Here is an 11,934-nt window from a genome sequence, read left to right on the forward strand (position 1 = left end):
CTCGAGGCGCAAGGGATCGGCACCCGTGTCGTCTCCATGCCCTGCTGGGAGATCTTTGAGGAAACAGACGAGGCCTATCGCAAGCGCGTTCTGCCCGCGGGCCCCGTGCGCGTCGCGGTCGAGGCGGGTATTCGGTTCGGCTGGGATCGCTGGCTCTTTGGCGAACGTGGCCGGCGCGAGAAATCGGGCTTTGTCGGCATGCACGGCTTTGGTGCCTCGGCCCCGGCGGAGGAGCTTTACCGCCATTTCGGCATCACCGCCGAAGCCGTGGCCGAAAAGGTCAAATCGCTTTTGTGATTGGTGATGCGCCGCAAGGCGCACCCGACCGATCCGGGCCTGTGTAGGGTGCGCCTTGGGGCGCGCCTTACATGGTCACAGATCGATCCGCCCGCCGTCGCCCGCCGCGAACCGCCTCAGCACCAGCGGGTAGAGCCGATGCTCCTGCACCAAGACACGGGCGGCCAAGCTGTCGGCTGTGTCGCCGGGCAAGACCTGCACGCGGGCCTGACCCAAGATCGGCCCACCATCAAGCTCGGCTGTCACCTCATGCACGCTGCAGCCTGCCTCGGCGTCGCCAGCTTCCAGCGCGCGGGCATGGGTGTGCAGGCCGGGATATTTCGGCAAAAGCGAGGGGTGGATGTTCAGCATTCGCCCTTGCCAGCGCGTGACGAAATCGGGCGTCAGCACCCGCATGAAGCCTGCCAAACAGATGATATCGGGGGCATGGGCGGCCAGAACGCGGGTCAGTTCCGCCTCGAATCCAGCGCGGTCCGCGCCGAAGGGGCGATGATCGACCACGGCGGTGGGCACATCCCGCGCGGCGGCCTTTTCCAGCCCGCCCGCGCCGGGATCATTGGCCAGCACCAAACAGGGCCGCGCGGGGTAGTCGCCCGTCATGCTGTCGACCAGCCGCACCATGTTGGAGCCGCCGCCCGAGATCAGGATCGCAACGCGCTTGGTCACGCAAGCGCGCCCCTATAGCTGACCCCCGCACCCGGCACGACATGACCCAAGCGATGCACGCGCTCGCCCGCCGCGGCCAGTTCTGCCTCAAGCGCATCGGCGCGGGCGGCATCGACCACCAGCACCATGCCGATGCCTGCGTTGAAGGTCTTGAGCATCTCGGCCTGCGCCAATCCACCCTCAGCGGCCAGCCACTTGAATACGGGCGGCAAGGACCACGCGCCCAGATCGATCTCGGCGCCCAGCCCCTCGGGCAGGACACGCGGCAGGTTCTCGGTCAAGCCACCGCCAGTGATATGGGCCAGCCCATGCACGCCGCCCGCCCGGATCGCGGCCAGCGCGGGTTTCACATAGAGCCGCGTGGGTGCCAACAACGCCGCGCCAAGGCTGCCTTGGGCGAAGGGCGCGGGTGCATCCCACGCCAGCCCCGATCGCTCCACCACACGGCGGACCAACGAATAACCGTTGGAATGCACCCCATCGGATGCCAGCCCCAACAGCACATCGCCCGCCCGCACCCCGGCAGGCAACGCCGCACCGCGGTTCATCGCGCCCACGGCAAAGCCCGCCAGATCAAAATCGCCCGGTGCATACATGCCCGGCATTTCCGCCGTCTCGCCGCCCACCAGCGCGCAACCCGACAGTCGGCAGCCCTCGGCGATGCCCGCGATGATGCGGGTTGCAGCGTCAACCTCAAGCTTTCCGGTCGCGAAATAATCGAGGAAGAACAATGGCTCCGCCCCTTGGCAGACCAGATCATTGACGCACATCGCCACCAGGTCGATGCCGATCGTGTCGTAAAGCCCGGTGTCGATCGCGATCTTGAGCTTGGTGCCCACCCCATCGGTGGCGGCGACAAGGATCGGATCATCATAGCCTGCGGCCTTGAGGTCGAACAGCGCGCCGAATCCGCCAAGCCCCGACATCACGCCAGCGCGTGCCGTCGCGGCAGCCGCGGGTTTGATCCGGTCGACCAGCACATTGCCCGCATCAATATCGACACCGGCTTCGGCATAGGTCAGCGGCTTTTGATTGTTGTCGCTCATGGGCACCCCCAGGGTCTTGCAGCATTCGGCCCCGCGATATCAGCCACAGCGCGGCCCGTCCATGCGCCTTGCACAAAGCGGCTGCGCGCGACTTGCCGCAATGGGCATATTCGACCTATGCTGGCATGACTGCGGCCGCCGGGCGGGCGCCCACGTAATCTTGCGTTTGTGAGGCAGAGTTGGCCAAGACATTGTCGACTGAAATCTATTTCATCGTGGATGGCGCGCGGCTGGAGGCGCAGGCGTGCATGCTGGCGCCGACGCTCAGGGCCAACATGACCGCGTCACAAAGCGCCGTCGCCTACCTGCGGGCAGAGTATCGATCCGCGTTGAACCCGCTCACCATCGAGGCGCTGGAGCGTTCGGGCATCGCCTTGCGCGACATTCCCGGGCGCAGCGGCGGGCATGCGCCATGGACCGCCCCCTATCCGCATGGCAACAAGATCCTAGCCGCCGCCGACGAGCGGTGCGCGGATGTGACGGTGTTTCTGGATACCGATGTCATCTTGGCCGAACCTGTTGATTTCGCAAAGGAATTGGGCAATTCGCAGATCGCGGCCTGTGTCTCGGATTATGCGTCATCGGCAGGCAGCGACGAGGATTGGGCGCATTTCTACGCCGCCTTCGACCTGCCCGCCCCCAAGGAACGCGTCCAATACAATGGCGGGCGGCAACTTGTGTCCTTTCCCTATTACAACGCTGGCATGATCATCTGGCGCGCGCGGGACGACAAGGGAAACCCCACCCATATCGGGCGTGATTGGCTGCAAACGGCCCTGCATTTCGAACGCACGGTCACCCGCCCCTATGACCGCGCGAATATCGATCAGTTCACGCTGCCGATCCTTGGCTACCTGCGCGACAGCCCGGTCAAGGCGCTGGAGCAGCGACTGAATTTCAACATCGAAAGCTTTGGCCAAGGCACCGGGCGCCGCCAGAGCATCGCGCATTACCACAGGCTTGGCATTCTTTGGGCCCATGACACGCATGGCCGATACACGCTCGAGACATACACCGAATTGATGGGGGCCGATGCGCTTGACCGTTTCCTCGACGCCTTTGGCGCATATGCCAAGCGCAAGCGCATGAAACGCCACTTTGGCGCGCTGGCAAAGGTAAGCTCAGAGGCGGCCGCGTCCTAACGTCCGCGCGCCGATCCACAGAAACAGCGCCATCATCCCTCCGGTCGAAACCAGCACCAGCACGGTTTGCTGCAATCCGGCCGGATCGGCCAGAAGCGCGCGCATCGGGGCGATGATAATCGCAGGCAGAATGATCTGAATGACGGCGAAAACCCCAACGCACAGGCCCCAGACCATGGCCCAATCCGCAAACTGCAAGGCGCGCGTGGCGTTGCGTGTAACCCGTTGGCCGATGAAGGCCATCGGCACAGCGGCTAGGATAACGGCGGTCGCCATGGAATTGGGCAGGCCCGCGAATTGCACCAAGACACCGAACAGCACACGCAAGGCCACCAACCAAGCCAGGTAGCGCAGGGCAAGCATCGGCAGATGGGGCATGGGCGGCATCCTTTCCTGACCTTGTTCGGCATAGGCCAAGCGCTCCCATCCCGCAAGTCGCAGCGCTTGACGGGGGGGCGGTGTCTGATAAGCCATGCGCAGGCGGGCCTGTAGCTCAATGGTTAGAGCAGAGCGCTCATAACGCTTTGGTTGGGGGTTCAAGTCCCTCCGGGCCTACCACCTTCCCGCAATTCGACATGACGCGCCTTTTTGATGGGCAATGTCGCGGCATTTGCCCCTTTGACGCGCAAATGCACCCCGACAAAGCCACCGCCATGCCATCCAAGACCGCAACATCGGCCCGATTGCGCTAGGCTTAACCTGTCCGAAACCCAGACCGCGCTTCAATCGGCACCGGACGCTGCACCCACTGCCCAACGACCCCAGATCATTAAGGATGATGTGACATGAACAAGGTCAAGCTGGCACTTTTCGCACTCGATCACTTCTCGGCAATGGCGATCGATCAAGCGGGCGCCGAGTGGATCGGCGGCGATCACCGCCGCCTGCGCGCTCGGGCGCATCGGCAACTCTACCATGCGGCGATGGATGGGCTTTTGCGCCACCGCGCCTCAACCGATCCGCGCGACTGATACGCTCTCAGCGGGGCAAGACCAGATCGACGCGCAAGCCGCCAAGTGCTGCGCTGTCGCTAAGGTTCAGGCTGCCGCCATGGCGTTGCGCGATATCACGCGCGATGGCCAACCCAAGCCCGACGCCGGACCCTTTGTCTTGGTTGCGCGCCTCATCGAGCCGCGCGAAGGGCACCAAGGCCTCGGCCCGGCGCGCTGCGGGAATACCCGGCCCGTCATCCTCGACGGAGAATCGGATGGATCGCGGCGGCAGGCTCAGGGTCAGGCGCACGGTCGTGCCGTAACGCTGGGCATTCGAAATCAAATTGGTCAAACACCGCCGAACCGCTTGTGGGCGCAACATCACATTGCCGCCACGCGCAGGCAGCACCAGATCGACCTGCACACCGCCGCGCGCAAGATCATCGACCAACGCCCGCACCATCGCGATGGGATCAATGGCGACGGGATCATCCAGCGCCTCGCTGCGTGCGAAATCGAGAAAGGTGGCCAAAAGCGCCTCCATCTCGGCCACATCGCGCAACAAGGCCGCGACCTCGGGCCCGTCATCGAGCATCGAAAGCCCCAGCTTCATCCGTGTCAAAGGCGTCCGCAGATCATGGCTGACCCCCGACAACATCAAGGTGCGCTGCTCGATCATCCCTTCGATGCGGGCGCGCATATCCAAAAAGGCATGGCCCGCGCTGCGCACCTCGGTCGCGCCCGAAGGGTGATAGGCCACCACCCGCCCCTTGCCGAAGGCCTCGGCGGCATCCGACAGCCGCTTGATCGGCTTGAGTTGGTTGCGCAAGAACAGGTAGGCGACCCATGTCATGAACAGACCAAGGGCCACCATCAGCACCAAAAGCTGATGCGGGTTCGAGGCCGACATGCGGCTGCGCGCGACGGAAAGTGCGACATGCCCCTCGCGCGTGTCGATCACGATCATCGGGCGGCGCCAATTGCTGACCAGATCGACCGCCACCAGCCCCGGCAATTCGCGGCGCAGCACCCCAATCGCCTCGATCCCGGTCAAATCGTAAATGACGCGCTGATCGCGGATCAGCCCGGGCGGGGCCATGGCGACATTGATCTCCAATGCGGCGGCAATCGCGCGCGCCTGGCCCTCTCCGGCGGCGACGGCATCGGCCACCAGTTGCAGATCCAAAGCCAATGCTGTCGACATCTGCGCCGCGACCTCGCGGAAATAACGTTGCAGGATCTGCCCCGACACGACAATCTGCAGCGTGATGATGGGCACGAGCAAAATCAACGCGGCCCGGCCATAAAGCCCCCGCGGCATCATGCGTTTGAGCCATCCGAACATCATGCACCCACATAAACGGGCAGCGAGGCAGATGGAAAGCGAAAGCGGTATGCACATGTTGGAACCGGGGCTGCGGCGCGTCATCGCCCCGAACCCCTCGCCGATGACGGCCCAGGGCACCAACACCTATATTCTGGGCGCGGGTGAGGTGGTGGTGATCGACCCGGGCCCGGCCATGCCATCCCATCTCGATGCCATATTGGCCGCCCTCGCACCGGGTGAGCGGATCGGCGCGATCTTGGTGACGCATTCACATCGCGACCATTCCCCGCTGGCGCGAGATCTGGCACGACAGACCGGCGCCCCGGTGCTGGCGGCGGGCCCCTCTGATTGGGGGCGCAGCGCCACGATGGCGGCCCTTGCCGAAAAGGGCGCGCTGGGCGGCGGCGAAGGTGTCGATCACGATTTCACCCCCGACCAAAGGATCGGCGAGGGCCAGACCATCGCGGGATCATGGGGCGAGATCGCGGTGCTGCATACACCGGGCCACATGGCCAATCACCTCAGCTTTGCATGGCAGGGGGCGCTGTTCACCGGCGATTTGGTGATGGGGTGGTCGACCTCGCTCGTCTCGCCGCCGGACGGGGATATGGGGGCCTTCATGCGCTCTTGCGCGCGGCTATCAGCGCGTGATGACCGGGTCTATTTCCCCGGCCATGGCGCGGCGGTGGATGCGCCGCAAGCCCGTGTGGAAACGCTGATCGCGCATCGCTTGCGCCGCGAAGCACAGATCATCGCCGCGCTGACCGCACGGCCCGGCGCAACCCCCAGCGCATTGGCCCACGACATCTATAGCGATCTTGCCCCGGCCCTCCTTCCCGCCGCGGTACGCAATGTTTTAGCACATCTTATTGATCTTTCAGAAAGAAACCTAGCCGTACCCGAGGGGGATCTTTCCGCCGAAGCGCCATTTTTCCTGCCATGAGAGCAGAGAGGATTTTTTCCAACTCGCCCACTGGACGCCCGAAATCACGCTTGCTATACGCAGCCTCAGTTCCGGCGTAGCTCAGCGGTAGAGCAGTTGACTGTTAATCAATTGGTCGTAGGTTCGATCCCTACCGCCGGAGCCAATTCCTCATCGCGAGGCCGATCAAGCGTGTTGGACGTTTGGGGCAAGATGCGATCGCGGGTTTGATGGGCGCCGCTGTTCGTCAATCGCTGCGTTGTTGCGCGTGGCGGCGGGCATAGTCGATGAAATTTCGTGCAGATCAGGAATGTGCCGTTTGAACAGTGGTGTTTTGCTTGTCGACCGCGCCGCGCGACGGCACGCTCATGTTATCGGACGACAGAGCACTCCTCCTCCCTTCCTTGGTGCGCTGCTTGGACGATGCGAAAAGCCTGCTGGCGGCCCGGCCCCTCGTCTCTCTTCCACATGGCCGGGTCGTCAGTTTTTTGCACCATCTCCCGCCCCACCCCCTCTTGCGCTTTTCCGATTGGGCCGACCTCTGGTAGGTTATGCGCGGAGGTACGATCCCCATGCCGCAGCCCGAGGATGACGACAGCGTCACCATGATCCGCAATATCGGCCCCGCCATGGCGGCGGATATGGCGCGCGCAGGCATCACCAGCGCCACAGCGCTGCGCGCGATGGGCGCAGATGCGGCCTATGGGGCGATGATCGCGACCGGAACCCGGCCCCATTTTATCGGCTATTACGTTCTGCATATGGCGCTCCAGGGCAGGCCCTGGAATGATTGCAAGGGGGCCGAGAAAACCGCACTGCGTGCGCGCTTCGATACGCTCAAGGCAGGGCTGGCCGACCCGCTGCATGACAGCGCCTTTGAACGGCTTCTCAACGAAATCGGGACGGGACAAAGGCGCTAGTCCCCGTCCATGAAAAACGGGGCCGCCCGGCTGGGCGACCCCGTGATCAGCTGCGATCAGATGCGTCCGACTTAGCCGACCAGTTCGAGCCCTGCGAAGAAATAGGCGATCTCTTCGGCAGCGGTTTCCGGCGCGTCCGAGCCGTGGACCGAGTTTTCGCCCTTGGAAATCGCGAAATCCTTGCGGATGGTGCCAGGGGCCGCTTCGGCCGGATCGGTTGCACCCATCACCTCGCGATAGGTCGCGATCGCGTTCTCGCCTTCAAGCACCTGCACGACGACCGGCTCGGAGGCCATGAAGGCGCACAATTCGCCGTAGAAAGGGCGTTCCTTGTGGACGGCATAGAAATGACCGGCCTGTGCTTGGGTCATGTGGATGCGCTTTTGCGCGATGATGCGCAGGCCCGCGGCCTCGATCTTGGCGTTGATCGCGCCGGTCAGGTTACGCTTGGTGGCATCGGGTTTGATGATCGAAAAAGTGCGCTGGATGGCCATGTGCTCGCTCCGTGGGGTTGGGATTTGGCGCGGCATTAGCATGGGGGTCGGGGGATGAAAAGCGGGGCGTTGACAGCAAGACACCGCGCGGTCAGACAGCGCGCATGTTGCGCATTTCCGACATCTCGTATTCCGTCGCCGGCCGCCCCCTGTTCGAAGGGGCGAGCGCCACGATTCCTGCTGGCCACAAGGTCGGCATCGTCGGGCGCAACGGGGCGGGCAAGACCACGCTCTTTCGCCTGATCCGGGGCGAGTTGACGCTTGATGGCGGCAGCATCGAATTGCCCGCGCGCGCGCGCATCGGCGGTGTGGCGCAAGAGGTGCCGGGCTCCGAGGTGTCGCTGATTGATACGGTGCTTGAGGCCGATACCGAACGCGCCGCGCTGTTGGCGGAGGCCGAGGGTGCCACCGGCGAGCGCATGGCCGAGATCCAGACAAGGTTGCAAGATATCGACGCCTGGTCGGCCGAAGGGCGCGCGGCCAGTATTCTCAAGGGCTTGGGCTTTACCGACGAGGAAAGCCGCATGCCCTGTTCGGCCTTTTCGGGCGGCTGGCGCATGCGTGTGGCGCTGGCGGGCGTCTTGTTCGCACAGCCCGATCTGCTGCTCTTGGACGAACCGACCAACTATCTCGACCTCGAAGGGGCGTTGTGGCTGGAAAGCTATCTGACGCGCTACCCCCATACGGTGCTGGTGATCAGCCATGATCGCGGGCTGTTGAACCGGGCGGTTGGCCATATCTTGCATCTGGAGGGGCGCGCGCTGACGCTTTACACGGGCGGATATGACATTTTCGCCCGCACCCGCGCCGAAGCGCGGGCGGTGCAGACGGCGGCAGCAAAGAAACAAGACCTGCAGCGCGCCCATCTTCAATCCTTTGTCGATCGCTTCAAGGCCAAGGCCAGCAAAGCCAAACAGGCGCAAAGCCGCGTCAAGATGCTGGAAAAGATGACGCCGATCCGGATGCCCGAGGATGCGGCGCGCACTGTGTTCACCTTCCCGACGCCCGATGGGTTGTCGCCGCCCATCCTTGCGCTTGACGATGTGGCCGTGGGCTATGACGGCAAGCCCGTGCTGTCGCGGCTGTCTTTGCGGATCGACCAAGACGACCGGATCGCGCTTTTGGGCCGCAATGGCGAGGGGAAATCGACGCTCTCCAAGCTTTTGGCAGCCAAGCTCGCCCCGCTCGGCGGGCGGCAGACGGCATCCTCCAAACTGCGGGTGGGGTATTTTGCCCAGCATCAGGTCGATGAGCTACATCTGGATGAAACGCCGCTTCAGCATATCCAAAGCGCGCGGCCCGGGGTGCATCAGGCCAAGCTGCGGGCGGTTCTGGCGGGGTTTGGCCTGATGGCCGAACAGGCGGAAACGGTGGTGGCCAAGCTCTCGGGCGGGCAAAAGGCGCGGCTGTCGCTGTGTCTGGCCACGCTTGATGCGCCCCATCTGCTGATCCTGGACGAACCGACCAACCACCTGGACATCGAAAGCCGCGAGGCGCTGGTCGAGGCGTTGACCGCTTATTCGGGCGCGGTGATCTTGGTCAGCCATGACATGCATCTGCTGTCGCTGGTGGCCGACCGGCTGTGGCTGGTCAAAGATGGGCGTGTCAGCCCCTATGAGGGCGATCTCGACAGCTATCGCGCACTTCTACTAAAAGGTGAAGAAAAGCCCGCAAAACCTGAAAAGGTAAAGGTAAAAACCTATTCGAGAGATGAGATAAAAGAGCTCCGCGCCGCGTTGCGCAAATGCGAGACGCGGGTGGCCACCATTGAAGAGATGCGCGGAAAACTCGCCTCCAAGCTGGCCGATCCGGCGCTTTACGAAGATGGGCGCATCGGCGAGTTGGAGGTTTGGCAAAAGAAATATGCCGAGCTGATGGAGGGCTTGCAGCGCGCAGAAGCGATGTGGGTTGCGGCCGCCGAAAAGCTCGAGGCGGCGGAGAACGCATGAGCATCGCCGATTACATCCCCGCTTTCGTCGCGCTTTTCGTCGTGATCGACCCGATCGGCCTTGCGCCGCTTTTCGTGGCGCTGACCCGTGGCCAGAACGCCCGCCAACGCCGCGCGGTGGCCATCCGCGCCACGCTGGTGGCCGTTGGGATCTTGACCCTTTTCGGTCTGGCGGGCGAGGCGGTGTTGAATTTCCTCGGCATCTCGATGCCCGCTTTCCGCATGGCGGGGGGTATCTTGCTGTTTTTGACCGCGCTCGACATGTTGTTCGAACGACGCAGCCAGCGCCGCCAAGGCCAAGCCGATGGCGCGCCCGCCGATGATCCGTCGGTCTTTCCCTTGGCCATTCCGCTGATCGCGGGGCCGGGGGCGATTGCCACGATGATCTTGTTGACGGGTGAAGGTGGCGGCGGCACGACACATCTGGTGATCGTGCATCTGGTGATGCTGGTGGTGCTTGTCGTGGTCTTCACGCTGTTTTTGTTGGCTGCACCCTTGGAACGTGTCTTGGGGCCAACCGGCATCAATGTCGTCACCCGGCTTTTGGGCATGCTCTTGGCCGCACTTTCGGTGCAATTCGTGATCGACGCGATGCGCGATCTGCAGGTGATTTAACCGCCCCGACCCCCTATATTGATCGCAACCGGTGAAAGGGCCACGCGTGAGCGGCGATCAGATCGCATCCTTGATGTTTCTTGGCCTTTTGGGCGGCGCGATCGCGCTGTCCTATGTCGCGTCCAATCGCGGCAATCTGGGGCGCACGGCGCGCCAGGGGGCGATCTGGGTGTTGATCTTCATCGGCACAATCGCGGCGGTCGGGCTGTGGCCCACGATCCGCGATACGGTGGTGCCGCGCCAAACCGTGATGCAGGACGGGCGCGAAATCATGGTGCCGATGTCGCCTGACGGGCATTATTACCTGACATTGGAATTGAATGGCACAGCCGTGCGCTTCGTCGTCGACACCGGCGCAAGCGAGATCGTGCTATCGACCGAAGACGCCGCCCGGATCGGGCTGGATCTTGACACGCTGGTCTATTCTGGCCGCGCGATGACGGCCAATGGCATGGTCGAAACCGCGCCTGTGCGCATAGCCACAATGGCCTTGGGCGGGGTGGTCGATGAAGGGGTGCGCGCCGTGGTCAATCGCGGTGAATTGTTCGAAAGCCTTTTGGGGATGAGCTATCTGCGCCGCTTCGACCGGCTGGAAATATCGGGCGGGCAATTGCGGCTGGCCCGCTGAATACATACCGCCGCGACACGCGACAGGGCTCAGCTTTCCGCCTTCATCGCCCAGCGCCCGGTTTCCTCGGACCAGTATTTCGCTTTGACGCCCGCCCCGGTCAGCGCTTTCCATTGCGCGCGCGCGGTTTGCAGCGCCGTGGCGTCATGGCCGTCGAACAAGACCATCGCGCGTTTCAGACCGGCAATCTCTTCCGGCGCAATGGTTGCCCCCTCGACGCTGACCACGCAATCAGGCTGGTTGGCCGCGCTGTGCGACAGCGTCAAAAGAACGGGTTGATCCCCGTCATGTGCGCCGCCATCGCGACCATGAGGCAAGAACCCGTCATCCGGCCCGGCCCATAGCGCGCGATCCAACTGGTCGAGCAGCGCATCGCTTTGGCCGCGCACCGCGACGCGCCAGCCGGCGGCGCGCGATTTCTCGAGCAGCTGGCGCAGCGTCACCTCAAGGGTCGTTTGGGTCAGATGGTAGAAAAAGACCTCGGCCAACTGGCTTTCCCTTACCCTTCGAAATGGTCGCGGATCAAGCGATCCAAGGCCATCACGCCCCAGCCCGTCGCACCCTTGGGCGCAAGCATCGTGTCGGATTTCACACTCGCCACGCCTGCGATATCGAGATGCATCCACGGCGTCTCGGCCTTGACGAAACGCTGCAGGAATTGCGCCGCCGTGATCGCGCCGCCATCGCGCCCGCCGACATTCTTCATATCGGCGATGCGGCTTTTCAGCTTGTCGTCATAGGCCGCACCCAAGGGCATGCGCCACGCCCCCTCGCCTTCGGCTTGTGCGGCCTTGAGAAAGGCGTTGCACAGCGCGTCATTATTGGAAAACACGCCCGCATTCTCATGGCCGAGCGCGATGATGATCGCCCCTGTCAGCGTGGCAAGATCGATCATGCCGGCGGGGTTGAAACGCTCTTGGGCGTACCACATCACATCGGCCAGGACCAAACGGCCCTCGGCGTCGGTATTGATCACTTCGATCGTGTCGCCCTTCAT

The 11,934-nt window shown here is 63.5% G+C and carries 14 protein-coding genes, 2 tRNA genes and 1 pseudogene; 10 read left to right on the top strand and 7 right to left on the bottom strand.

Annotated features, from left to right (window positions below; translation table 11 throughout):
• Positions 1–297, top strand: a 297-nt coding sequence (locus ACTG4J_RS11830; RefSeq protein ID WP_439139757.1) for a transketolase-like TK C-terminal-containing protein, incomplete at its 5' end; no start/stop codon positions are given.
• Positions 298–372: 75 nt separating this feature from the next.
• On the opposite strand, the gene purN is transcribed toward ACTG4J_RS11830, so the two are convergent.
• On the bottom strand, positions 373–963 hold the full coding sequence (gene purN / locus ACTG4J_RS11835) for a phosphoribosylglycinamide formyltransferase (RefSeq protein ID WP_439139759.1): 591 nt from the start codon (positions 961–963) through the stop codon (positions 373–375).
• Entirely contained in the window at positions 960–2,009 is a 1,050-nt protein-coding gene (gene purM, locus ACTG4J_RS11840) for a phosphoribosylformylglycinamidine cyclo-ligase (RefSeq protein WP_439139761.1), read from the bottom strand. The genes purN and purM overlap by 4 nt, the downstream gene beginning before the upstream one ends.
• Positions 2,010–2,188: 179 nt before the next feature.
• Between purM and ACTG4J_RS11845 the strand changes: the two genes are divergently transcribed.
• A complete protein-coding gene (locus ACTG4J_RS11845; protein ID WP_439139763.1) occupies positions 2,189–3,151 on the top strand; it encodes a hypothetical protein in 963 nt (320 codons plus the stop codon).
• Here ACTG4J_RS11845 and ACTG4J_RS11850 read toward each other — a convergent pair.
• Entirely contained in the window at positions 3,131–3,625 is a 495-nt protein-coding gene (locus ACTG4J_RS11850) for a hypothetical protein (RefSeq protein WP_439139765.1), read from the bottom strand. The two genes, ACTG4J_RS11845 and ACTG4J_RS11850, sit on opposite strands and share 21 nt — an antisense overlap.
• Before the next feature lie 8 nt (positions 3,626–3,633).
• Between ACTG4J_RS11850 and ACTG4J_RS11855 the strand changes: the two genes are divergently transcribed.
• Positions 3,634–3,709, top strand: a tRNA-Ile gene (locus tag ACTG4J_RS11855).
• A 227-nt stretch (positions 3,710–3,936) separates the two neighbouring features.
• Complete coding sequence (locus ACTG4J_RS11860; RefSeq protein ID WP_439139767.1) at positions 3,937–4,122, top strand: hypothetical protein; 186 nt, start codon at positions 3,937–3,939, stop codon at positions 4,120–4,122.
• A 7-nt stretch (positions 4,123–4,129) separates the two neighbouring features.
• On the opposite strand, the gene ACTG4J_RS11865 is transcribed toward ACTG4J_RS11860, so the two are convergent.
• A complete protein-coding gene (locus tag ACTG4J_RS11865) occupies positions 4,130–5,428 on the bottom strand; it encodes an ATP-binding protein (RefSeq protein WP_439139782.1) in 1,299 nt (432 codons plus the stop codon).
• A gap of 31 nt (positions 5,429–5,459) precedes the next feature.
• On the opposite strand from ACTG4J_RS11865, the gene ACTG4J_RS11870 reads away from it, so the two are divergent.
• From ACTG4J_RS11870 to ACTG4J_RS11880, 3 genes are all read left to right on the top strand, one after another.
• Complete coding sequence (locus ACTG4J_RS11870; RefSeq protein WP_439139769.1) at positions 5,460–6,353, top strand: MBL fold metallo-hydrolase; 894 nt, start codon at positions 5,460–5,462, stop codon at positions 6,351–6,353.
• 70 nt (positions 6,354–6,423) lie between these two features.
• Positions 6,424–6,498, top strand: a tRNA-Asn gene (locus tag ACTG4J_RS11875).
• Positions 6,499–6,883: 385 nt separating this feature from the next.
• On the top strand, positions 6,884–7,252 hold the full coding sequence (locus ACTG4J_RS11880) for a TfoX/Sxy family protein (RefSeq protein WP_439139771.1): 369 nt from the start codon (positions 6,884–6,886) through the stop codon (positions 7,250–7,252).
• 71 nt (positions 7,253–7,323) lie between these two features.
• On the opposite strand, the gene ndk is transcribed toward ACTG4J_RS11880, so the two are convergent.
• Positions 7,324–7,746: a nucleoside-diphosphate kinase gene (gene ndk, locus ACTG4J_RS11885; protein ID WP_439139773.1), complete on the bottom strand. Its 423-nt coding sequence runs from the start codon at positions 7,744–7,746 to the stop codon at positions 7,324–7,326.
• A 104-nt stretch (positions 7,747–7,850) separates the two neighbouring features.
• Between ndk and ACTG4J_RS11890 the strand changes: the two genes are divergently transcribed.
• Genes ACTG4J_RS11890 through ACTG4J_RS11900 form a run of 3 tightly spaced genes read left to right on the top strand, consistent with a single transcriptional unit; the run spans position 7,851 to position 10,937 of the window.
• Positions 7,851–9,695 (top strand): ABC-F family ATP-binding cassette domain-containing protein, encoded by a 1,845-nt coding sequence (locus ACTG4J_RS11890; protein ID WP_439139775.1) that lies wholly within the window; start codon positions 7,851–7,853, stop codon positions 9,693–9,695.
• On the top strand, positions 9,692–10,309 hold the full coding sequence (locus ACTG4J_RS11895) for a MarC family protein (RefSeq protein WP_439139776.1): 618 nt from the start codon (positions 9,692–9,694) through the stop codon (positions 10,307–10,309). The genes ACTG4J_RS11890 and ACTG4J_RS11895 overlap by 4 nt, the downstream gene beginning before the upstream one ends.
• A 46-nt stretch (positions 10,310–10,355) precedes the next feature.
• The gene (locus tag ACTG4J_RS11900; RefSeq protein WP_439139778.1) at positions 10,356–10,937 is read left to right on the top strand and encodes a retropepsin-like aspartic protease family protein; all 582 of its coding nucleotides are present in this window, start codon (positions 10,356–10,358) and stop codon (positions 10,935–10,937) included.
• Between the two features lie 29 nt (positions 10,938–10,966).
• Here ACTG4J_RS11900 and ACTG4J_RS11905 read toward each other — a convergent pair whose 3' ends face one another.
• Positions 10,967–11,425: a DNA polymerase III subunit chi gene (locus ACTG4J_RS11905; protein ID WP_439139780.1), complete on the bottom strand. Its 459-nt coding sequence runs from the start codon at positions 11,423–11,425 to the stop codon at positions 10,967–10,969.
• Positions 11,426–11,436: 11 nt separating this feature from the next.
• Positions 11,437–11,934, bottom strand: a pseudogene (locus tag ACTG4J_RS11910) (leucyl aminopeptidase); the annotation flags it as partial.

This window comes from Roseicyclus sp., assembly GCF_965662675.1.
Classification (GTDB): Bacteria; Pseudomonadota; Alphaproteobacteria; order Rhodobacterales; family Rhodobacteraceae; genus Roseicyclus.